The organism is Mycobacterium sp. NPDC006124 (assembly GCF_040614235.1).
GTDB lineage: Bacteria > Actinomycetota > Actinomycetes > Mycobacteriales > Mycobacteriaceae > Mycobacterium.
The window spans coordinates 17,406-38,040 of the sequence record NZ_JBEXUA010000016.1 but is presented as its reverse complement, the minus strand read 5'-3'; the positions used below and the strand labels follow the sequence as shown (position 1 = coordinate 38,040).

Annotated in this window: 19 protein-coding genes; 8 read left to right on the top strand and 11 right to left on the bottom strand. The window is 69.4% G+C overall.

The window, feature by feature from the left end:
- The first annotated feature begins 106 nt into the window (after positions 1–106).
- Positions 107–1,066: an amidohydrolase family protein gene (locus ABZ195_RS24590; RefSeq protein WP_355222396.1), complete on the top strand. Its 960-nt coding sequence runs from the start codon at positions 107–109 to the stop codon at positions 1,064–1,066.
- Here ABZ195_RS24590 and ABZ195_RS24585 read toward each other — a convergent pair.
- The 3 genes from ABZ195_RS24585 to ABZ195_RS24575 all read right to left on the bottom strand — a co-directional run bounded on the left by ABZ195_RS24585 (position 1,063) and on the right by ABZ195_RS24575 (position 3,044).
- Complete coding sequence (locus tag ABZ195_RS24585; RefSeq protein WP_355222395.1) at positions 1,063–1,488, bottom strand: HIT family protein; 426 nt, start codon at positions 1,486–1,488, stop codon at positions 1,063–1,065. The two genes, ABZ195_RS24590 and ABZ195_RS24585, sit on opposite strands and share 4 nt — an antisense overlap.
- A 37-nt stretch (positions 1,489–1,525) precedes the next feature.
- Positions 1,526–2,434 carry a hypothetical protein gene (locus tag ABZ195_RS24580; protein ID WP_355222393.1) on the bottom strand — a complete coding sequence of 303 codons (909 nt, stop codon included), beginning with the start codon at positions 2,432–2,434 and terminating at the stop codon, positions 1,526–1,528.
- A gap of 127 nt (positions 2,435–2,561) precedes the next feature.
- Positions 2,562–3,044, bottom strand: coding sequence for a DNA-deoxyinosine glycosylase (locus ABZ195_RS24575; RefSeq protein ID WP_355222392.1), 483 nt, complete (start codon positions 3,042–3,044; stop codon positions 2,562–2,564).
- A 125-nt stretch (positions 3,045–3,169) separates the two neighbouring features.
- Between ABZ195_RS24575 and ABZ195_RS24570 the strand changes: the two genes are divergently transcribed.
- The gene (locus tag ABZ195_RS24570) at positions 3,170–4,294 is read left to right on the top strand and encodes an adenylate/guanylate cyclase domain-containing protein (protein ID WP_355222391.1); all 1,125 of its coding nucleotides are present in this window, start codon (positions 3,170–3,172) and stop codon (positions 4,292–4,294) included.
- Here ABZ195_RS24570 and ABZ195_RS24565 read toward each other — a convergent pair.
- The 4 genes from ABZ195_RS24565 to ABZ195_RS24550 are packed head-to-tail and all read right to left on the bottom strand — an operon-like array spanning position 4,278 to position 9,118.
- Positions 4,278–6,416, bottom strand: coding sequence for a heavy metal translocating P-type ATPase (locus tag ABZ195_RS24565; RefSeq protein WP_355222389.1), 2,139 nt, complete (start codon positions 6,414–6,416; stop codon positions 4,278–4,280). The two genes, ABZ195_RS24570 and ABZ195_RS24565, sit on opposite strands and share 17 nt — an antisense overlap.
- Positions 6,413–6,625, bottom strand: coding sequence for a cation transporter (locus ABZ195_RS24560; RefSeq protein ID WP_355222388.1), 213 nt, complete (start codon positions 6,623–6,625; stop codon positions 6,413–6,415). Before ABZ195_RS24560 ends, ABZ195_RS24565 begins: the two co-directional genes overlap by 4 nt.
- Before the next feature lie 46 nt (positions 6,626–6,671).
- A complete protein-coding gene (locus ABZ195_RS24555; RefSeq protein WP_355222386.1) occupies positions 6,672–8,240 on the bottom strand; it encodes a class I adenylate-forming enzyme family protein in 1,569 nt (522 codons plus the stop codon).
- Entirely contained in the window at positions 8,237–9,118 is an 882-nt protein-coding gene (locus ABZ195_RS24550; protein ID WP_355222385.1) for an AIM24 family protein, read from the bottom strand. Before ABZ195_RS24550 ends, ABZ195_RS24555 begins: the two co-directional genes overlap by 4 nt.
- Before the next feature lie 92 nt (positions 9,119–9,210).
- Between ABZ195_RS24550 and ABZ195_RS24545 the strand changes: the two genes are divergently transcribed.
- Both ABZ195_RS24545 and ABZ195_RS24540 read left to right on the top strand, forming a co-directional pair.
- Entirely contained in the window at positions 9,211–9,414 is a 204-nt protein-coding gene (locus tag ABZ195_RS24545) for a hypothetical protein (protein ID WP_355222383.1), read from the top strand.
- Between the two features lie 64 nt (positions 9,415–9,478).
- Positions 9,479–10,021, top strand: a complete 543-nt coding sequence (locus ABZ195_RS24540; protein WP_355222382.1) for a hypothetical protein — start codon at positions 9,479–9,481, stop codon at positions 10,019–10,021.
- A gap of 1 nt (position 10,022) precedes the next feature.
- Here ABZ195_RS24540 and ABZ195_RS24535 read toward each other — a convergent pair whose 3' ends face one another.
- Together ABZ195_RS24535 and ABZ195_RS24530 are read right to left on the bottom strand one after the other, a co-directional pair.
- Positions 10,023–11,924 carry an ABC transporter ATP-binding protein gene (locus ABZ195_RS24535; RefSeq protein ID WP_355222381.1) on the bottom strand — a complete coding sequence of 634 codons (1,902 nt, stop codon included), beginning with the start codon at positions 11,922–11,924 and terminating at the stop codon, positions 10,023–10,025.
- Positions 11,921–13,657, bottom strand: a complete 1,737-nt coding sequence (locus ABZ195_RS24530; RefSeq protein ID WP_355222379.1) for an ABC transporter ATP-binding protein — start codon at positions 13,655–13,657, stop codon at positions 11,921–11,923. The genes ABZ195_RS24535 and ABZ195_RS24530 overlap by 4 nt, the downstream gene beginning before the upstream one ends.
- Positions 13,658–13,777: 120 nt before the next feature.
- Between ABZ195_RS24530 and ABZ195_RS24525 the strand changes: the two genes are divergently transcribed.
- Positions 13,778–14,353 (top strand): DUF3558 domain-containing protein, encoded by a 576-nt coding sequence (locus tag ABZ195_RS24525; RefSeq protein WP_355222535.1) that lies wholly within the window; start codon positions 13,778–13,780, stop codon positions 14,351–14,353.
- A gap of 53 nt (positions 14,354–14,406) precedes the next feature.
- Positions 14,407–14,904, top strand: coding sequence for a DUF3558 domain-containing protein (locus ABZ195_RS24520; RefSeq protein WP_355222533.1), 498 nt, complete (start codon positions 14,407–14,409; stop codon positions 14,902–14,904).
- Between the two features lie 9 nt (positions 14,905–14,913).
- Here the strand turns inward: ABZ195_RS24520 and ABZ195_RS24515 are convergent, their stop codons facing one another.
- Positions 14,914–15,417, bottom strand: a complete 504-nt coding sequence (locus tag ABZ195_RS24515) for a histidine phosphatase family protein (protein ID WP_355222377.1) — start codon at positions 15,415–15,417, stop codon at positions 14,914–14,916.
- Between the two features lie 69 nt (positions 15,418–15,486).
- Here ABZ195_RS24515 and ABZ195_RS24510 point away from each other — a divergent pair, with 69 nt between their 5' ends.
- Together ABZ195_RS24510 and ABZ195_RS24505 are read left to right on the top strand one after the other, a co-directional pair.
- The gene (locus ABZ195_RS24510) at positions 15,487–16,638 is read left to right on the top strand and encodes an exonuclease SbcCD subunit D (protein ID WP_355222375.1); all 1,152 of its coding nucleotides are present in this window, start codon (positions 15,487–15,489) and stop codon (positions 16,636–16,638) included.
- The gene (locus ABZ195_RS24505; protein ID WP_355222373.1) at positions 16,635–19,256 is read left to right on the top strand and encodes an AAA family ATPase; all 2,622 of its coding nucleotides are present in this window, start codon (positions 16,635–16,637) and stop codon (positions 19,254–19,256) included. The genes ABZ195_RS24510 and ABZ195_RS24505 overlap by 4 nt, the downstream gene beginning before the upstream one ends.
- Here the strand turns inward: ABZ195_RS24505 and ABZ195_RS24500 are convergent.
- Positions 19,253–20,614 (bottom strand): LLM class flavin-dependent oxidoreductase, encoded by a 1,362-nt coding sequence (locus ABZ195_RS24500; protein WP_355222371.1) that lies wholly within the window; start codon positions 20,612–20,614, stop codon positions 19,253–19,255. The two genes, ABZ195_RS24505 and ABZ195_RS24500, sit on opposite strands and share 4 nt — an antisense overlap.
- Positions 20,615–20,635: the final 21 nt, after the last annotated feature.

Here is a 20,635-nt window from a genome sequence, read left to right as displayed (position 1 = left end):
CTCAGTCTGTCATCCGATGGCGGTGTGGCGAGGCGGCCATAGCTTGCCGAGGGGATGTGTAGCGGCTGACATTGTCGGTCGTCGTCGCGTCGCGCATGGTGGATCCATGACGACCGGTCCGATCGACGTACACGCGCACTGGCTCCCCGAGGATCTGTTCGGCCTCCCGCCCGGGTCGCCGCTGCCGCCGTTGCACGGCCGCGACGGTCAGATGTACCTCGGCGAGTTGCCGCTGTACATCGACACCGCCGCCATGACCGATCCGGCTCGGGTGCTCGCCGACACCGCCGCGGCGGGGCTGGGCACCAGGGTGCTCTCGGCGCCGCCGTTCGCCTTCCCGGTCGCCGACGACGACGGGGTGGACGACTACGTCGGGCAGTTCAACGACGCGTTGACCCGGGTGTGTCACGACAGCGGTGGTCGACTCCTCGGGCTGGGGCTGGTGTCGCTGCGCGACCCCGATGCCGCACGGGCGCAGATGGATTCGATCGCGGCGACCGACGTCGTGCGTGGCATCGCCGTGCCCCCTCTGCTCGGGTCGACGTCCTTCGACGTCGACCCCATGCGCGAGCTGCTGCGGGCCGCCGCCGAACGCGACCTCGCCGTGCTGGTGCATCCGATGCAGTTGCCCCGGCCGGAGTGGTCGTCGTACTACCTGGTCAACCTGATCGGCAACCCCGTCGAAACCAGCACTGCGGCAGCGTCCCTGGTGTTGGGCGGGGTGCTCGAGGAACTGCCCGGCCTGCGAATCTGCATGCTGCACGGCGGTGGGTGCGCACCGGCGCTGGTGGGCCGGTGGCAGCATGGCTGGGACAAGCGCGCCGACGTTCGCAGCGCGGAAACTCGTTCGCCACGTGAGGGTTTCGCCGGTCTGTGGTTCGACACCCTGACCCACGACGCCGCGACACTGGAGTTGTTGCGCGCGCAGGCCGACCCGACGCACCTGATGTGTGGCAGCGACTACCCGTTCGACATGGGGGTGGCCCGGCCGCAGGACATGCCGAACGCCGCCGGCATCGACGACGTGACGCTGGAACGCAACGCGCGGCGCTTCCTCGGGTTCTAGGCGTCCAAGGCGGTCAGCGCGTCGCGCAGAATGGCAGCGGTCGCCTCCCGGTCGGGATCGCGACGGACCACCAGACCCTTGGCGAAGGTCAGCTTGTCGCCGGTCTTGCGGGGCGCGACGTGCAGGTGGATGTGGAAGACGGTCTGAAACGCCGCCTTGCCGTCGTTGACGACGACGTTGTTGCCGTCGGCGTGCAGTTCGGACACCCGGGCGGCCCTGGCGATCCGTTGCCCGATGCGCATCATCGCGGCCACCGTGTCGGGCGGGGTGTCGGTCAGGTCGACGGTGTGCGCCTTGGGGATGACGAGCACGTGCCCGCGCACGATGGGCCGAATGTCGAGGATGGCGAGGTACTCATCGTCCTCGTAGACGCGGATCGCCGGAGCGTCACCGGCGACGATGGCACAGAACACGCAGGACATGGGGCCACCGTATGGGGCGCCGCGTCAGGTCCTCCGGTCAGGCCTTCGTGAAGGCGGGCCGGCCCCGGTCCGCGTGGACGCGGTCGGCAGCCGGTTCGGTGCGACGGTCGAACATCGCGATCACGTCCTCGGGCATCGGTGCGTGGTCGACCGCGCGGACGAAGTCGCCGATCGAGGAGCCCGTGCAGCGGCCGTCGACGTTTCGCGCACCGAGCCCGGCCCGGACGTCACCGACGTCGACGGTCTCGAATTCGACGGTGAACCGGGTTCGGTCGCACTCGGTCGGGGCGCTGGAGTACAGGTGTTGGCCGGAGAACTGCAGCACGCCCCCGACCGGGGTGACGAACGCGGCGGCCGAGAACGGGTCGACCGTCTCGGTCGGTCCGGGACGGGGCCGAGCGGCGCGGTGCGGATCGTGATGGTGGTAGTGCGCCGAGTCGTTGGCGACCGCACGGCTGAAGTAGTTCGGGTAGAGCGTCATCGTCATGAGTTCGGGTGAAGCGTGCTCGTCGACCTCGTACACGGGAACCCAGTGGTCGAGTTGCGCCGGGGGAGCCGCCCGCCACGTGTCGCGGCACGGACGCCATCCCCCGGGGCCCGTGACGTTGCTGGTCTGGGCGTTCAGGCGTGGTCGGGCGACGTAGGTGGTCTCGGGATCGCAGCCCCGCTTGAGCAGGAGGTCCGCGACCAGTCGAGCGGCCTCGGGGTGGCCGGTGAACCGGCAGAGCAGCGTGCCGAGGATGGCGTCGTGGTCTGCGGCGGGGAGGTCGAACTGGGCGAGTTCGGGGTCCCGTCCGCCAAAGGCGTCGCCGATCAGCTCCCTGGCGAACATGGCCAGGGCGACGGAGGTGGGTGAGGGGGAGGTGACGTTGACCGCGCCGCCGTGGACGAGGGCACGTCGAATGGAACCGCCCACCGGCTGGTCGAAGTGCACTGCGATCGACATGAGCCCGATACCTCCACCCCACGATCAGGCGTTAGCTGCGAGCTGACCGCAGCCGACGAACACGAGCGTGGTACGGCGACTATACCGCCCCCGAGGTTTGCGCGGCAGCGGCAACGCGGGCCGTCGGCTAGAGCACTTCGCGCCACCGCTGGAGCTTGTCGGCCAGCGACATGGGCAGCGCGCCGCTGCTTGACGGCAGCCGGACGGCGGGGATCCCGGTGTCCACCCGCGCCGTGTAGAGATCGAAGGCGGTCGAGCCGTTGGCGAAGATCCGCTCGATTCCCGGGTGCCTCGACAGCAGCGGTGCGACGTCGTTCACCACCAGCGTCGACCGGTCGATCTTGGCGTCCAGGCTGCCGACCCTGCGGCAGCTGTGCACGACGTCCCACAACGCGATCCCGTGATCGGTGAGCGCGTGGATGCGCCGGGGATAGGGCAACTCCACGTCGACGTCGACGAGCGCCGACATCAGTTGCCAGAACTGGTTGCGCCGGTTGGCGTAGTACTCACCGGCAGCCAGTGACCGCTCGCTGGGAAACGAGCCCAGGATCAGTACTCGGGCGCCGTCGGCGACGACGGGGGGAAGGCCTTCTCGCATCGGTTCGGTCATCGGCGTCGATCCTCTCAGGGCGGGGCGCGATCACGGGAGTCCTCCTCGAGTGTGGTTCGAGGGTCTGGACGACTCAGCGGCCCGGAACTCATCGTGGCCGGGATGTCGTCGGATACGTTTGCCGAGTGAAGGACCTCGAGGACTTGGAAGCGGCGGGCCTGCTGGACGGCCTGGAGGGCGCGGCGCGCGCCGAGCGTGCCGAGCTGGTCGAGTGGCTGATGTCGAAGGGCTACACCGCCGCCCAGATTCGCGAGTCGTTCGCCCCCATGCTGCTGGCGACTCGGGCCGCCATCGGTGACGACGGGACTCTGGTGTCGGCCCGGCACATCAGCGAGTCGGCAGGTCTGGATCTCGAACTGCTGGAACGCATGATGCGTGCGGTCGGGTTGCCCAGGGTGGAGGATCCCGACGCCGTCGTGCTGCCGAAGTCCGACGGCGACGCCTTCGCCAGCGCACGGAAGTTCCTCGACCTCGGCATCACCGCCGACCAGGTCGTGCTGGTCCTGCAGGTGCTCGCCGACGGGCTGACGCGCACGGCCGAGGTGATGCGGTACGCGGCGCTGGCCGCCGTGCTCGAGCCCGGCTCCACCGAGTTGGAGACCGCGATGGCCTCCGAGGCGCTGGTGCGGCAGGTGGCGCCGCTGCTCGGTCCGATGATCGAGGACACCTTGCGGTTGCAGCTGCTCCACGTCATGGAGAACGAGGCGGTCACCAACACCGAACGGGCGGAGGGTCTTCCGCTGCCCGGCGCGCGCCTCGTCACGATCGCGTTCGCCGATCTCGTCGGCTTCACCCGCCTCGGTGAGGCCGTGCCGCCGGAGGACCTCGAGGCGCTGGCCCACCGGCTCGCCGATCTGGCGCGCGAGGTTGCGGAGCCTCCCGTGCGCTACGTCAAGAGCATCGGTGACGAGGTGATGCTCGTCAGCAGTGATCCGGTGGCGATGGTCCACGCCGTGCTGAATCTGTTGGCCGCCACCGAGGTCGACGAGGACTTTCCCCGGCTGCGGGTGGGGCTCGCCACCGGAATGGCGGTCAGCCGGGCGGGCGACTGGTTCGGCAACTCGGTGAACCTCGCCAGCCGCGTCACGGGTGCCGCCCGGCCCGGCGCCGTTCTGGTCTCGGAGTCCACCCGGGAGGCCGTCGGCGAGGTCGACGACTTCTCCTGGTCCTTCGCCGGCGCGCGACACCTCAAGAACATCAAGGACGAGGCCAAGCTCTTCCGGGTCCGCCGGGCTACCGCGACGGAGTGAACCGCCGCAGCCGCAGGCTGTTGCTCACCACGAACACCGAGCTGAATGCCATTGCGGCACCGGCGATCATCGGGTTGAGCAGGCCGAGTGCCGCCAGCGGTATGGCCGCGACGTTGTAGGCGAATGCCCAGAACAGGTTGCCCCGGATGATCCGCAGGGTCGCCCGGGAGAGCCGGATGGCGTCGGCAGCCGCGCGCAGGTCGCCGGTGACCAGCGTCAGGTCCGAGGCCTCGATGGCGACGTCGGTACCGGTGCCCATCGCCAGGCCGAGGTCGGCCTGCGCGAGGGCCGCTGCGTCGTTGACGCCGTCGCCCACCATGGCGACGACCTTGCCCTCGGACTGCAACCGCTTGACGTGGTCGACCTTGTCGGCCGGGAGCACGCCGGCGATCACCGCGTCGACGTCGGGGTCGATCCCGACCTCGCGGGCCACCGACCGGGCCGCGCGTTCGTTGTCCCCGGTCAGCAGGACGGGGGTCAGCCCCAGTCGGCGCAACTCTCGGATCGCCTCTGCAGCAGTGTCCTTCACGGTGTCGGCGACCACGACGACGGCCTCGATCTCGTCGCAGACGGCGATCCACACCGGTGTGCGGCCCCGGGATTCGGCGTCCTCGGCGGCAGCCGTCAGATCCGTCGACGGCGCGGCGATCCCGCCGTCGCGCAGCCAGCTCAGGCGACCAGCCGCGACCCGTACCCCGTCGACGACGCCGGTGACGCCGTTACCGCCGTGGTTGACGAAGTCGACGACCGGGGCGAGCGGACCGGCAGTGGCGGCGTGGTCGGCGATCGCCCTGGCGATGGGGTGTTCGGATCCGCTCTCGAGAGCGCCTGCGCGCCGCAGGGTCTCGTCGTCGCCGACGACGTCGACGACCGTCATCCGGCCGGTGGTGATCGTGCCGGTCTTGTCGAGCACGATGGCGTCGACGCGTCGGGTCGACTCGAGTACCTGCGGCCCCTTGATCAGGATGCCGAGCTGGGCGCCGCGGCCGGTGCCCACCAGCAGTGCCGTCGGGGTCGCGAGCCCCAGGGCGCATGGGCAGGCGATGATCAGGACGGCGACCGCAGCGGTCAGTGCGGCCGTGGCGGAGCCGCCGGCCAGCAACCAACCGGCGAACGTGACTGCGGCCAGGGCGATCACGATCGGTACGAACACCGCCGAGATGCGGTCGGCCAGCCTCTGCACCTCGGCCTTGCCGCTCTGGGCGTCCTCGACCAGGCGGGCCATCTGCGCGAGCTGGGTGTCGGAGCCGACGCGGGTCGCCCGGACCCGAAGTAGTCCGCTGACGTTCACGGTGGCTCCGGTCACCTCGTCGCCGACGGCGACCTCGACGGGCACCGACTCGCCGGTGAGCATCGAGGCGTCGACCGCCGACGCGCCGCCGACGACCACGCCGTCGGCGGCCACCTTCTCACCCGGTCGCACCACGAAGACGTCGCCGACGGCCAAGCGCTCCACCGGAATGCGTTCCTCACGGGTGCCTCGGACGACGGCGACGTCCTTGGCGCCCATGTCGAGCAGGGCCCGCAGGGCGGCTCCGGACCGGGTCTTGGCCCTGGCCTCGAAGTGACGTCCGGCGAGGATGAAGGTGGTGACGACCGACGCAACCTCCAGGTAGAGCTGGTGGTGGGTCTCTCCGGAGAACACCTGAACCGCCGACCACAGGTAGGAAGCGAGCACGCCGATCGAGACCAGGGTGTCCATCGTGGTGGCGCCGTGCCGCAAATTGGCCAGCGCCGCCCGGTGGAACGGCCACGCGCCCCAGCTGACCACGGGGGTGGCCAGGGCCAGCGCGGCCCACTGCCAACCGGTGAACTGCCAGGCCGAGATCATCGAGACGGCCAGCACGGGCACGCTGAGGACGGCGGAGACCACGAGCCGCCGTCGGTATTCGTCGTCGTCGCGACGGCGTTCGGTGCGGTGAATCGTCGCGGTGTAACCGGTGGCCTGGACCGCGGCCACCAGGTCGTCGGTGGTGACGCCCGCGTCGAAGTCGACGGCGGCCTGTTCGGTCGCGAAGTTGACGTTGGCGCGCACGCCGTCGATCTTGTTGAGCCGCTTCTCGATTCGTGCCGCGCAGGACGCGCACGTCATGCCGTCGACGTCGAGGGTGACGGTGCTCATCTCGTGACGACCGGCACGGTGACGTCGTAACCGGCGTCCTCGATGGCCTCGGTGACTGAGTCGAGGTCGGGGGTTCCCTCGACGCGCACGGTGCCGTCTGCCAGCGCTACGTCGACGTCGGTCACCCCGGGCAGCGCAGACACCGCGGAGGTGATCGACGCGACGCAGTGCGCGCAACTCATGCCGTGCACGTTCAGCAAGACGCTCATGACGCCACTATATACCCGTAGGGGGTATGGGTAGGTGAGTCGTCGGTCACCCGAAAGCGGCGGCCAACCTCTTCTTGTCGACCTTCTCGCCGGCGAGGGTCGGGAGCGGTTCGGCGCGGATCTCCCAGCGTGTCGGGATGGCGAAGTAGGACAGCACCCCGTCGAGGTGGCGGGCCAGCTCCTCCGGCGTCGGCGCGGCGGCGCCCGGCTGGTGGACGACGACGGCCACCAGTTCCTCGCCGAGGTCGGGGTGGGGCAGGCCGAGGGCGGCCACCTCCACGACGGCGGGATGGGTGGCGATGGCCGCTTCGACGTGCGGGCAGGCGATGTTCTCCCCGCCCCGGATGACGACGTCCTTGCTCCTGCCGTCGATGAACAGGTAGCCGTCCGTGGTGAGGTGGCCGAGGTCTCCGGAGTGCAACCACCCGTCGGCGTCGACGGTCTCGGCGTTGACCGTGTCGTCGACTCCCACGTAGCCGTTCATTACCGTGGGAGAACGGGCCAGCACCTCGCCGACTCCGGCGTCGTCGGGATCGGCGATCCGGATCTCCACGACCGGGTAGGGCCGTCCCACCGACCCGGGGTGCACGGCCAGGTCCCGGGCGTCGGCGACGGTGAGGAAGCCGCCGGCCTCGGTCATGCCCCAGGTGTTGCTCAAGCCCCGCTCACGCAGCTTCGGCAGCTTGGTGCGGATGCGGTCCAGCAATGCGGTGGTGACCGGTGCCCCGCCCAACGGCCACGACTTCAAGCTCGACAGGTCGTGGGCGTCGAAGTCGGGATGCTCCAGGATGCGGATCGCCATGGTGGGCACCGCTCCCCACACCTGAATTCGCTCGCGCTCGATCAGGGTGAGGATCTGTCCCGGGTCGAATCGGCCCTCCGTCATGACGATCTTGCCGCCGGTCAGGAAGTGGGTGAGCAGGCTCGACAGGCCGCCTACGTGGAACATCGGCGTCGTCGCCAGGCTGACCACCTGGGCCGACTGGTCGTCGAGCAGATGCGGAAGCCGACCCGTGCGCGCCATGATGTCGTGCTGGTTGCAGATCACCGAGCGGCGGGACAGTTCGACGGCCTTCGGCATGCCCGAGCTGCCCGAGGTGAACAGGATCAGCGCGGCCGCGTCGGAATCGGACTCGGCCGACGGGGAAGGCTCGACCGCGGGCGCGTCGAAGACGGCGCGCAGATCGCCGAGCCGGCTGACCGGCACGGACACGTCCAGCACGGTGTCGGCCAGCACGTGGGCGGGAGCGAGAACGCTTACGGCATGGTCGATTTCGCTCGCACTCCACCACCGGTTGGCCAGCACGGGCACCGCGCCCGCCAGCCACAGCCCCCACAGCGCGACCACCCATTCGGGACTGTTGTAGCCGTGCACCATCACGCGGTCGCCAGGCCGGATGCCGAGCCCGGACAGGTGGGTGCGGGCGGCGTGGGTGGCGGCCCGGAACCCCGAGAAGCTCACCCGTCGGTCGCCGTGGACGAGGAACGTCCGGTCGGTCCACACCTCGGTGCCGGCCATCAGTTCTGCGAAGCCGTCGGGGGTGCGGTCGTAGAGCAGTCCCGGGTGCCCGCCGTAGGTGCCCTCGCGGACCTCGATTCCCCACGCGCCCGTCACGGCGTCGGAATCTGGATGCCCTCCGAGGGCTGCACGATGACGAAGCCCTGACCGTGGAAGGCGACCTGCAGGGCCTCGCCGGACCCGCGCCCGATCAGTGCGCCCGCCTTGAAGCTGGTCTTGAGCTGGGTCTGCAGATTCGCCGACCAGGCGACGACGGCGTTGGTGTCGGCGAAGGTCGGCGCCTCCCCGGCGTTGAGCACCACCGGGGGTCCGTCGGTGGTCAGGGCCACCCAGCCGGTGCCGCGCAGCGTCGTGTTGAACAACCCGCCGGTGGCCATGCTGCCGCCCTTCACCCGCTCGATGTTCCAGTCCAGGCTCGAGGAGAACGCCAGCACGTTCTTGCCGCTGATCGACAGACCCGAGTTGGTCAGGTTCAGCAGGTGCACGTCGTGGGCGAGTTCGGCGAGGAAGACGTCACCCTGACCCTGGCAGCGCATCAGCGGGACACCCTCGCCGGTCAGGGCCTTCTTGATGAACTTCGACGCGCCGCCGCCCTCGAAGGCGAAGTCCACGTTGCCCTGGTAGGCCACCATCGAGCCCTGTCGTGCCATGAACGGCTCGCCCAGGCGGACGCGGAGCAGCTTCGCGTTCTGGTTGGCGATCGGTGTGGATTCCTTCTCGGTGAACCGGCCGTCGACCAGGTCACCGGTGATGCCCTCGAAGCCGTCGCCGACGGGCTGGCCGGGGTCGTACACCGACGCCTGCGGAGCCTGGGCCTGGGCTTGGGCTTGCGGCGCCGGCGCACCGCCGAGTGGTGCGCGCCCGGCCTGGCCCTGGTGCGACACCTGGTCGGTCCAGGCCTGACCGTCCCACCAGCGGTAGTCGAAGCGGCCCTCGGGATCGGGCTGCCAGCTTCCTTGTCCGGGTCCAGTCACCGTGTCACTCCTCGGTTCGATGTCGGCGTCTCCTGACCCGACCCTAGGCCAACTGACCTGGCTGACGTGGCGGGTGCTGGCATGCTGGGGCGATGTCCAAGGAGATCGACCCGGCGCGTGCCCGCAGCGCCCTCGAGGTCGTCAAGCAGCATCCCGGAATGGTCCTGTTCCTCGCCTCGCCGGGGATCGTGGCGGTCGTGGCGGTCTGGCTCTTGGCTGGCGCCGGCTGGGGGATCGTGCTCCTGCTCGCGTTGCTCGTCGGCGGCGGTGTGGCGCTCAATCGCAAGCTGCGCTGAGGGTGTCCGTTCGCCCTGGGAGAAGTCTGCCCCGTTGAGTCTGTAACAGCGTAATCATGTAATCATGAAACAACATCACCGCGGCCGCTCCGGCGGCTGGCAGCAGTCCCAACAGCCCGACGCGACCGACGCTCCCGACTGGATCGCCGGACGCCTGCCCGAGGGCTGGTTCTCGGGTGACCCGACGGTCGTCGTCGACCGCGAGGAGATCAGCGTCGTCGGTCATCTGCCCGATGCCGACGGCGAGGAGAGTGACGCCCGCGCCTCCGGTCGCGCCGCCCGCTTCCGCGAGGAGACGCGGTCGGAACGGATGCGGATTGCCGACGAGGCCGAGCACCGCTACGGCCGCAAGGTGGCCTGGGGCGTCCAGGTCGGATCCGAACGAATCCTGTTCACCCACATCGCGGTACCGGTCATGACGCGCCTGCGCCAACCCGAGCGTCAAGTCCTCGACACCCTCGTCGACGCCGGAGTGGCACGGTCGCGCTCGGATGCGCTTGCGTGGTCGGTGCGACTCGTCGGCGAGCACGCCGACGAATGGCTCGGCAAGTTGCGTGAGGCCATGACCACGGTCGACGACCTCCGCGCCGAGGGCCCCAAGCTCTGAGTCAGGCCTGGGTCATCGCCCAGTACTCGCCGCGACGGGCGACCAACTCGTCGTGAGTGCCGCGTTCGCAGATCCGGCCCGCCTCCATCACCAGGATCACGTCGGCGTCGCGAATCGTCGAAAGGCGGTGCGCGATGATGAAACTCGTCCTGTCCCGGCGAAGTTCGGCCGTCGCCTGCTGGATCAGCAGCTCGGTGCGGGTGTCCACCGAACTGGTGGCCTCGTCGAGGATCAGCAGGCTCGGCTGGGCCAGGATCGCCCTGGCGATGGTGATCAGCTGCTTCTCGCCGGCACTGATGTTGCCGCCGTCGTCGGCGATGCGCGTCTGATAGCCGTTGGGCAGGGTCGCGACGAACCGGTCGACGTGCGCGGCCGTCGCAGCCTCGACCACCTGCTCCTCGGTGGCCTCGGGGCGACCGTAGGCGATGTTGTCATAGATGGTGCCGCCGAAGAGCCAGGTGTCCTGCAGCACCATGCCGATGCTGGACCGAAGGGCATGGCGGCTCATCGCGGTGACGTCCACGCCGTCGATGGTGATGCGACCGGAATCCACCTCGTAGAACCGCATCAGAAGGTTCACCAGGGTCGTCTTGCCCGCTCCGGTGGGCCCCACGATGGCTACGGTGCTGCCCGGCTCGGCCACCAGCGACAGGTCCTCGATGATCGGCGTGCCCGGGCGGTACTCGAACTCGACGTGCTCGAATTCCACCCGGCCCGGTCCCCGTCGCTCGGGGGCCGAGTCGGGTGGGTCGGGCGTCTGCTCCTCGGTGTCGAGGAGGTCGAATACCCGCTCGGCACTTGCAATTCCGGACTGCAGCGTGTTGTACATCGACGCCACCTGCGTCAGCGGCTGGTTGAACTGGCGGACGTACTGGATGAAGGCCTGGATGCTGCCGAGGGAGATCTGACCGGTCGCCACCTGCAGACCGCCGACCACGGCGACCGCGACGTAACTCAGGTTGCCCACGAAGGTGGTCGCGGGCGACACCAGACCGGAGAGGAACTGTGCCCGGAAGCTGGCGTGGTACACCTCGCCGTTGAGTTCGCGGAACCGTTCCTCGGCGATGGCGCGGTGCCCGAAGGTCTTGACGACGGTGAACCCGCTGTAGGTCTCCTCGACGTGCGCGTTGAGACGGCCGGTGTTGCGCCACTGCGCCACGAACTGATCCCGGCTACGACGGGCGATCGTGCGGGTCGCCCACAGCGACAACGGCACGGTCAGCACGGTGATCGCGGCGAGCACCGGCGAGATGGTCAGCATCATCGCCAGCACCGCGACGACGGTCAGGACCGAGGTCAACAGTTGGCTGATGGTCAACGACAACGAGGACTGAATGTTGTCGACGTCGTTGGTGACCCTGCTCAGCACCTCGCCGCGCTGGCGAGAGTCGAAGTACGACAACGGCAGTCGATGAACCTTGTCCTCGACGTCGGAGCGCAGCGACACCATCGTCTTCTGGATGATGACGTTGAGCAGGCGGGCCTGAATCCAGACCATCAGGGCGGCAACCAGATACAACGCGAGCGCCAACAGCAGCGTCCGGCCGACCGCGTCGAAGTCGACGCCTCGGCCCGGCACCACGTCCATGCCGGAGAGCAGGTCGGCGAACGTGCTGTCGCCGCGGGCCCTGGCCGCCTCGACCGCCTGCTCCTTGGTGAGGCCGGCGGGCAGCCCACGTCCGATGACGCCGCTGAACAACAGGTCGGTGGCGTGGCCGAGGATCAGCGGTCCCACCACGCCGATGGCGATGCCGACGACGCCCAGCGACAGCACCGTGACGGTGGGGATCCGTTGCGGGGTGAGTCTGCGCACCAATCGCACCGCGGTGCCCCGGAAGTCCCTGGAGCGCTCCGTCGGGGTGTCGAGTCCGGCGTTGAGCCGGCGGCCGACCGGCCCGCTCATCGACGATCCCCTATCGCCACGGCCTGGGAATCGGCGAACTCCGCGTAGACGGGGCAGTCCAGGATCAACTCGTCATGGGTGCCGACGCCCACCACCGCGCCGTCGTCGATCACGACGATCTGGTCGGCGTCCATCACCGTCGAGATGCGTTGGGAGACGATCACGACCGTGGCGTCGGCCGATGCCTCGGCCAGGGCGGCGCGCACCCGCGCGTCGGTGCGCACGTCGAGGGCGGAGAACGCGTCGTCGAACAGATAGACCGCCGGGCGACGGATCACCGCGCGCGCGATGGCCAACCGCTGCCGTTGTCCGCCGGAGAAGTTGATGCCGCCCTGGGCGACGCGCATCTGCAACCCGTCGGCATGTGCGGCGACGAACTCGTCGGCCGCCGCGACGCGCAGCGCAGCCCACATCTCGTCGTCGGTTGCGTCTGCCCTGCCGTAGCGCAGGTTCTCGGCGACCGTGCCGGAGAACAGGTAGCCGCGCTGGGGAACGAGCCCGATCCTCGACCACAGGGTCTCGACGTCGTAGTCCCTGACGTCGACGCCGTCGATGGTCACCGACCCCTCCGTGACGTCGAACAACCGGCAGATCAGGGAGATCAGCGTCGACTTGCCCGAGCCCGTCGAGCCCACCACGGCGGTCGTGGTGCCGGGTTGGGCCGTCAGGGAGACCCGTTGCAGCACAGGGCGGTCCGCGCCCGGATACCGAAAGCTGGCGTCGACGATCTCGACGGCGCCACGGGCGAGGGCCGGGGTGGTGGGCGTCGCCGGGCTGGTGATCGCCGGCGTGGTGCCGAGCACCTCGCTGATGCGCTCGGCGCACACCGAGGCCCGCGGCAGCATCACCAGCAGCAGCGTCGCCATCAGGACCGCCATCAGGATCTGCATGAAGTAGGACAGGAACGCGATCAGCGAGCCGACCTGCATCTCACCCGCGTCGATGCGCAACCCGCCGAACCAGATCAGCGCCACGCTGGACAGGTTGATCACCAGCGTGGTGAACGGCAGCATCAGGGCCTGCAGCCGGCCGACCGTCATCGCCGTGTCCGCGAGCGCCTCGTTGGCCTCGCCAAACCGGCTGCGCTCGAACGGCTCCCTGGCAAAGGCCCGGATGACGCGAATGCCGGCGAGCTGCTCGCGGAGCACGCGGTTGATGCCGTCGATCAGCCGCTGCATCCGACGGAAGATCGGCAGCAGCTTGGAGACGATGATCCAGTTCGACAGTCCCAGCAGCGGCACGCTGACCATCAGCAGCCAGGACAGCCCGGCGTTCTGGTGGATCGCCATCGCGATGCCGCCGACGCACATGATCGGTGCGGCGATCAGCATGGTGCACGTCATCTGCAGGAGCACCTGGATCTGCTGGACGTCGTTGGTGGTGCGGGTCAGCAGCGTCGGGGCGCCGAAGCGGGCCGTCTCCTCGGCGGACAGTCCGACCACGTGGTGAAACATCGCCGACCTCAGGTCGCGGCCGAAGCCCATGCCCACGCGCGAACCGAAGTAGACGGCGCCGATCGCGCAGAGCACCTGCAGTGCGGTGACGCCGAGCATCATCGCGCCGAGTTCGACGATCGTGGTGGTGTCGCCCTTGGCGACGCCGTCGTCGATGATCGCGGCGTTGATCGTCGGCAGGTATAGCGACGCGAGCGAACTGACCATCTGGAGCGCGGCGACGACGGCGACCGCCCCGCGGTAGGGCCCCGCATACCGTCGCAGCAACGCCCAGAGCATTCCGCAACTGTCGCACACCGGGGCCGCGACGCTGACACCCGTGGATTTCCTTAGAAAACTCCAGGTCAGTCGGCATGTCGGTGGTTGTGCCCCCAGGCTGCCGCTACAGTGTCGGGCGTGATGGGAAGACGCGGCCACCGACTGGGCGGACGCACCACGAAGGCGTTGGCGGTACTCGCCGCCGCCGTGATTCCACTCGTGGCGGCGTGCTCGGGAAGCTCCGAGGAGTCCAGCGGGCCCGGCAGTTCGTCGGCCCCCGCGCCCGCGGGCGACGCCAAGCACGGCGCGATGTTCACCGAGTGCGGCGGCATCACCGACGACACGATGGCACAGCTGACGAAGATCAACGGACTGGTCAACACCGCGAAGACGTCCGTCGGCTGCCAGTGGTTGCTCGGCGGCGGCATCCTCGGTCCCCACTTCTCCTTCAACTGGTACCGCGGCAGCCCAATCGGGCGTGAGCGCAAGACCGAGGAACTGTCGCGCACCAGCGTGGAGGACATCAACATCGAAGGTCATGACGGCTTCATCGCCAAGAACGACGATCCGAACCTGGGCACTTCGCTGTGCGAGATCGGCATCCAATTCGACGACGACTTCATCGAGTGGTCGGTGAACTTCACCGAGAAGCCGTTCCCGGATGCCTGCGACGTCGCCAAGGAACTCACCCGCCAGTCGATCGTGAACTCCAAGTGAGCGCGCTGAGGCGCGGAACTGCCGCGCTGGTCGCCATTCTGGCGACGGTGACGATGCTCGTCGGATGTTCCCGCGACGTGACGGGCCAGGCCGTCAAGGCCGGTGCCGGCGGCAACACCCCCCGCAACGACAACTCCGCCAAGACCTACCCCAACCTGCTCAAGGAGTGCGACGTCCTGACCACCGACGTCCTCGCCAAGACCGTCGGCGCCGATCCGCTGGACATCCAGAGCACCTTCGTCGGCGCACTGTGTCGCTGGCAGGCGCTCAACCCCGCCGGGCTGATCGACATCACCCGGTTCTGGTTCGAGCAGGGCAGCCTGGACAACGAGCGCAAGGTCGCCGACTTCCTGAAGTATCAGGTCGAGAGTCGTTCGGTGGCGGGCGTGCAGTCGATCGTGATGAAGCCCAACGACGCCAGCGGGGCGTGCGGCGTGGCCAGTGACGCGGCCGGCGTGGTCGGCTGGTGGGTCAACCCGCAGGTGCCCGGCATCGACGCGTGCGGCATGGCGATCAAGCTGATGGAGCTCACGCTCAACACGAACAACTAGCGCTGGCGGCTAGCGCGGCACGTGGAAGTCGACCAGGGTCGCGCCACCGAGTTCCAGACGCGACCAGGGTTGGTCGGTGACGAGCACCGCGATCGCCGACGTCGGGTACTTCTCCGTCATGCGTTCCAACGCGGCAGGGTCTGAATCACCCCCGGCAAGGCCGAAGGCCACGCTCGACGTCGTGGGCTCGTGGCCGACCACCAGCAGCGTCTGGACGTCGTCGCCGACGCCGTTGACCAGGTCGACCACGATGCCGGGCAGAGAGTCGTACAGGGCGTCCTCGTAGCGGGTGTCCGCCTCGATTCCGGTGCGCGCCAACGTCTCACGAGTCCGCGTGGCCGTCGAGCACAGCACGGCGTCGACCGGGGCGACGTTCGCCCGGATCCAGTCGCCCGCAAGCGCCGCCTCCCTGATGCCGCGCGGCGCCAGCGGCCGGTCGTGGTCGGAGACGCCCGTCGGGTAGTCCGACTTGGCGTGCCTCAGCAGGATCAGGGTGCGCTCTGGGCTGGTCATCGACATCACGTTACCCACATGCCGACCGAGGTCCGCCGACTTGTCGGAGTGCCCACCTACACTCGCCGCATGCGCTTCCTGCACACCGCCGACTGGCAGCTCGGCATGACGCGCCACTTCCTCAACGGTGAGGCGCAGCCGCGGTATTCGGCCGCGCGCCGCGACGCGGTCGCCAGCCTCGGTGCGGTGGCGGCGCAGACGGGCGCCGAGTTCGTCGTCGTCGCCGGTGACGTCTTCGAGCACAACCAACTGGCCCCGCGTGACGTCAGCCAGTCCCTGGAGGCCATGCGGGCCATCGGCGTGCCGGTGTATCTCCTTCCCGGCAACCACGATCCGTTGGACGCGTCCTCGGTCTACACCAGTGCACTGTTCGCCGCGGAGCGCCCGGACAACGTCGTGGTCCTCGACCGTGCAGGCACGTTCGAGGTGCGCCCCGGTCTCGAGATCGTCGCGGCGCCTTGGCGTTCCAAGAAGCCGACCACCGATCTCCTAGGTGAGGTCCTCGAGGGGATTCCCGCCGACGGCGTCACCCGCATCGCGGTCGGGCATGGGGGCATGGATCTCTTCGAGCCCGATCGCGACAAGCCGTCGCTGATCCGGCTGGCCACCGTCGAGGCGGCGCTCACCCGCGGCGCCGTGCACTACGTCGCGCTTGGCGACAAGCACTCGCGCACCCAGGTGGGGTCCACCGGCCGCGTTTGGTACTCGGGTTCGCAGGAGGTCACCAACTACGACCACGTCGAGCCCGACCCCGGTCACGTCCTCGTGGTCGACGTCGACGAACGCGACCCGGCCCGGGCGGTCCACGTCGACGGCCGGCGGGTCGGTCGCTGGAAGTTCCTGACGTTGCGTCGATCCGTCGATGACGCACGCGAAGTCGTCGACCTCGACATCAACCTCGACCAGCTGCCCGACAAGGAGCGCACCGTCGTGCAGATCGCGTTGACCGGCACGCTGACGGTGACCGACAAGGCGGCGCTGGACGCCTGCCTGGACAAGTACGCCCGCCTGTTCGCATCCCTCGGCACGTGGGACAGGGAGACCGACATCGCGGTGATGCCCGCCGACGGCGAGTTTGACGACCTGGGCATCGGTGGCTTCGCCGCCGCTGCCGTCGACGAGTTGGTGGCCACGGCGCGCACCGACACCGCGCAGGCCGACTCTGCCCGGGCGGCGCTGGCGCTGCTCCTGCGACTGACCGATCGGGGGAACGTGGCGTGAAGCTGCACCGCCTGGTCCTGCGCAACTATCGAGGTGTGGCGCACCGCGACGTCGAGTTCCCCGACCGCGGCGTGGTCGTCGTCTCCGGTGCCAACGAGATCGGCAAGTCCTCGATGATCGAGGCGCTCGACCTGCTGCTGGAGTCCAAGGACCGCTCGACCAAGAAGGAGGTCAAGCAGGTCAAGCCGACTCACGTCGACGAGGGTGCCGAGATCACGGCCGTCATCTCCACCGGCCCCTACCGCTTCGAGTACCACAAGCGCTTCCACAAGCGGCCCGAGACTCGCCTGACCGTCACGGCGCCGCAGCGCGAGCAGCTCACCGGCGACGAGGCTCACGAGCGGGTGCTGGCCATCCTCGCCGAGACCGTCGACGCAGAACTGTGGCAGGCGCAACGAGTCCTGCAGTCGGGTTCCACTGTGTCGGTGGATCTCTCGGGATGTGACGCCTTGGCGCGTGCGCTCGACGCCGCGGCCGGCCAAGCGGTGACGCTGTCGGGGTCCGAGCCGCTGCTCGTCGACCGGATCGACGCGGAGTGCCGCCAGTACTTCACCGCGACCGGCCGCGCGGCGGGCCCCCTTGCCGCGGCGGTCACCCGATTGCGGGACGCCCGGCTGCACGTCGAGCAGTGCCGAGCCGCCGTCGAGGAGGTGGACGAGGCCGTCGTGAGGCACGCCGAGCTCTCGGAGGAGGTGGTCCGGCTCTCGCAAGAGCGGGCGCCGGCCGCCGAACGGACGCGAGTCGCCGGCGTCGCCGCGGCCGCCGTCAAGCACCTCGAGGACCGGCTGGCGCATGCTCGCGCGCTGGCCGCACCGGCCGAGATGGCCCGGGCCGCTTCGGAAGCCGCGCTCGGCGAGCGCCGCAGGCTGCGCGCCGACTTGACCGAGCGCACGGCCGTCATCGCCCAACTGGACGCGTCGGTGGCGGTCGCGGTGGAGGACGAGGTCACCACCGGCCGGGCCGCCGTGACGACCGCCGCAGCCGCCGAGGCGGCACGTGCCGCGGTCGCGGATTCGTCGGCACGGGTGGAGGGCGTGCGTCGAACCGTCGAACGAATCGCCCGCCGCGACGAGATCGCGAGACTGACGGCCAAGCTGGCCAAGGTCGACGCCACCACGGCCGAGCTCGCCGACGTCGAGGCGGAGTTGGCGCGGATCAACCTGACCGACGAGGTGATGCGCGACGTCGAGATGGCTGCCCTGGCGACCGAGCGCGCCGCGTTTCAGGCCGAACTCGCCTCGGCGCGAATGGAACTCGACGCGGCGGTCGCGGTTCAGGTGCTGGTCGACGGTCAACCGGTCGAGATGTCGCCGGAGGTCGAGTGGACCCAGAGCGTGACGACCTCGACCACGCTCGAACTGCCCGGTGTGATGACCGTACGGCTCATTCCTGGTGCGCCCGCGGCGGATTCGCAGGGCACGCTCGACAGGGCACGGGAGATGCTGACCGCACTCCTCGAGGAGGCCGGTGTCCCGGACCTGGCGGCGGCGCGGGTGGCCGACGCCCGGCGGTGCGAGCTGTCGGGGACGGCGGACCGGTTGCGCGCCATCGGTGATGCGCTGCTCGGCGACGAGTCGGCCGCCGACCTGCGCGCCCGACTGGCGGAACTGCGGGAGCAGGTGGCGTCGACCGGTGACGTCGACGACCCGGGCGTCGACGCAATCCGGGCCGAACTCGAGGCGGCGACCGAGGCCCTCCACCTCGCGCGGGCGGACGACGAGGCGCGCCGCGCCGCCGCCACCGCGGCCAACGCGCAGGCCGTGTGCGCAGCGGGTGTGGTGACGGTGTTGAGGTCGAAGTTGGACACCGCTCGCGATGAGGTCGCCACTGCCTCGGATCGTCTTGCCCGGCAACGGGAGTCGCAGTCCGACGACGATTTGGCGATCCAGGCCGAGGCCGACGCCGAGCGGGCGGCGGCGATCGTCGCAGGGGTGACGACGCTCGAGGCCGAACTCGCCGACATGGGCCCTGCGGCGGTGGCCGCCGAACTGGCCGATGCGGAGGCCGCCGTGGCCACGCTCGACGAGCGCCACGGGGCCCTCACCGGTGACCTTCGCGAGGTGGCGGCGCAACTGAGGGTCTACGGTTCCGAGGGTCGCAAGGGTCGGCTCGACGCGGCGCTGACCGAGTACGAGCACGCCACGACCGAACACGACCGGGTGCAGCGGCGGGCGGCCGCGGCCCAGTTGCTGCACTCGGTGATGACGCGCCACCGCGAGGAGTCCCGACTGCGCTACGTCGAGCCGTTCCGCACCGAGGTGCAGCGGTTGGGCCGCATCGTGTTCGGCGCCGACTTCGAAGTCGAGATCGACGGTGACCTGCGCATCCTCAATCGCACCGTCAACGGCTGCACGGTGCCGTTCGACTCACTGTCCGGTGGGGCGAAGGAACAACTGGGCATCGTGGCCCGCCTGGCCAGTGCGGCGCTGGTGGCCAAGGAGGACGGCGTACCCGTGGTGATCGACGACGCCTTGGGCTTCAGCGATCCGGACCGACTGGCCAGGATGGGCGAGGTGTTCGACGCCGTAGGCGGCGACGGTCAGGTCATCGTCCTGACGTGCAGCCCGGAGCGGTATGCGGGCATCGTCGACGCCCACCATCTGGAACTGAGCGCCTAGCTCGCGGCCGCCACACTTCGGCGCCGCGGCGTCTGGAACGTCGCGGCCGGAAGGCCCAGGTGGTCGCGCAGCGTGGTGCCCGTGTACTCCTCGCGAAAGAGCTTGCGGCGCTGCAGTTCCGGCACCACGAAGTCGACGAAGTCGTTGAAGGTGCCCGGCGACTGCGCCGCGGAGACCATGAAGCCGTCGGCCTCGCCGGCGGTGAACGATTCCTCGATCTGGTCGGCGACCTGTGTGGCGGTCCCCACGAACTGGGGCAGCAGCACACCCTGGGCGTACCACTTGCCGATGTCGCGCAGGGTCAGGTTGTCGCGCTGCGCGACTCGCCGGGCGGTGTCGAACAGGCCCTGGGTGCCCGTGACGGCGATGTCCTCCACGGGAGCGTCGAGGTCGTAGCGGGAGAAGTCGTGGTCGGTGTGCACCGACAGGGTGATCAGCCCCGAGATCGGGTCGGCGAGTTCGTTGTGGAAGGCCTGCTTCTCCCGGGCGATGGACTCGGTCTCTCCGATGAACGGGATGAACGCCGGGAAGATCTGCACCCCGTCGGGGTCACGGCCGTAATCGGAGACCCGGCTCTTGATGTCGTCGTAGTACGCCTTGCGACCCTCGGGCGTGGGGTCGATCTCGAAGATCGCCTCGGCCCATCGCGCGGCGAAGTCCCGTCCGGTGCTCGACGATCCGGCCTGGATCAACACCGGCCGGCCCTGCGGTGAGCGCGGCACGTTGAGCGGTCCGCGGGTGCGGAAGTACTCCCCGTCGTGATCCACCCGTCGCACCTTGTCGGGGTCGGCGAACACCCCGGCCTCCTTGTCGAACACCAGCGCGTCGGCATCCCAGCTCGACCAGAGCTCCAGCGCCGTGCGGACGAACTCCTCGGCACGGTCGTAGCGGTGCTCGTGGCCAAGATGCTCGTCGTGGCCGAAGTTCTGCGCCTCGCTCTGGGTCAGCGAGGTCACGATGTTCCACGCCACCCGGCCGCTGCTCACGTGGTCGAGGCTGGCGAAGATGCGGGCCAGCTCGTAGGGATGGAAGTAGGTGGCGGACTTGGTGATCGCGACGCCCAGCTTCGTGGTCACCGCGGCGATGCTGGCGGCCACGATCGACGGGTCCAGTGTCGCGGTGGCCTGCGTCCCGCGACGCAGCGGTTCGGTCACGTCGTCCCCAAAGCGGGCCGGTGCGGCCAGCAGGTCGGCGAAGAAGACGAAGTCGAACTTGCCGCGTTCGAGAATTCTCCCGATGCGGTGGTAGTACTGCGGCGTGGTGAACCCGGTGTCGCTGCCGGGGTGCCGCCATGCGGCGTGGGAGTGGGTGACCTGGGAGGCGATCTGGAATCCGCCCAGGTGCAGTTGACGCGTCATGGGGTTCTCATTTCCTCGCGA

Bases quoted from the DNA above. Each gene is read 5' to 3' on its own strand.
- ABZ195_RS24590 (WP_355222396.1), top strand. From the start codon at position 107: ATGACGACCGGTCCGATCGACGTACACGCGCACTGGCTCCCCGAGGAT.
- ABZ195_RS24585 (WP_355222395.1), bottom strand. From the start codon at position 1,488: ATGTCCTGCGTGTTCTGTGCCATCGTCGCCGGTGACGCTCCGGCGATC.
- ABZ195_RS24580 (WP_355222393.1), bottom strand. From the start codon at position 2,434: ATGTCGATCGCAGTGCACTTCGACCAGCCGGTGGGCGGTTCCATTCGA.
- ABZ195_RS24575 (WP_355222392.1), bottom strand. From the start codon at position 3,044: ATGACCGAACCGATGCGAGAAGGCCTTCCCCCCGTCGTCGCCGACGGC.
- ABZ195_RS24565 (WP_355222389.1), bottom strand. From the start codon at position 6,416: ATGAGCACCGTCACCCTCGACGTCGACGGCATGACGTGCGCGTCCTGC.
- ABZ195_RS24560 (WP_355222388.1), bottom strand. From the start codon at position 6,625: ATGAGCGTCTTGCTGAACGTGCACGGCATGAGTTGCGCGCACTGCGTC.
- ABZ195_RS24545 (WP_355222383.1), top strand. From the start codon at position 9,211: ATGTCCAAGGAGATCGACCCGGCGCGTGCCCGCAGCGCCCTCGAGGTC.
- ABZ195_RS24540 (WP_355222382.1), top strand. From the start codon at position 9,479: ATGAAACAACATCACCGCGGCCGCTCCGGCGGCTGGCAGCAGTCCCAA.
- ABZ195_RS24535 (WP_355222381.1), bottom strand. From the start codon at position 11,924: ATGAGCGGGCCGGTCGGCCGCCGGCTCAACGCCGGACTCGACACCCCG.
- ABZ195_RS24530 (WP_355222379.1), bottom strand. From the start codon at position 13,657: ATGCTCTGGGCGTTGCTGCGACGGTATGCGGGGCCCTACCGCGGGGCG.
- ABZ195_RS24525 (WP_355222535.1), top strand. From the start codon at position 13,778: ATGGGAAGACGCGGCCACCGACTGGGCGGACGCACCACGAAGGCGTTG.
- ABZ195_RS24520 (WP_355222533.1), top strand. From the start codon at position 14,407: ATGCTCGTCGGATGTTCCCGCGACGTGACGGGCCAGGCCGTCAAGGCC.
- ABZ195_RS24515 (WP_355222377.1), bottom strand. From the start codon at position 15,417: ATGACCAGCCCAGAGCGCACCCTGATCCTGCTGAGGCACGCCAAGTCG.
- ABZ195_RS24510 (WP_355222375.1), top strand. From the start codon at position 15,487: ATGCGCTTCCTGCACACCGCCGACTGGCAGCTCGGCATGACGCGCCAC.
- ABZ195_RS24500 (WP_355222371.1), bottom strand. From the start codon at position 20,614: ATGACGCGTCAACTGCACCTGGGCGGATTCCAGATCGCCTCCCAGGTC.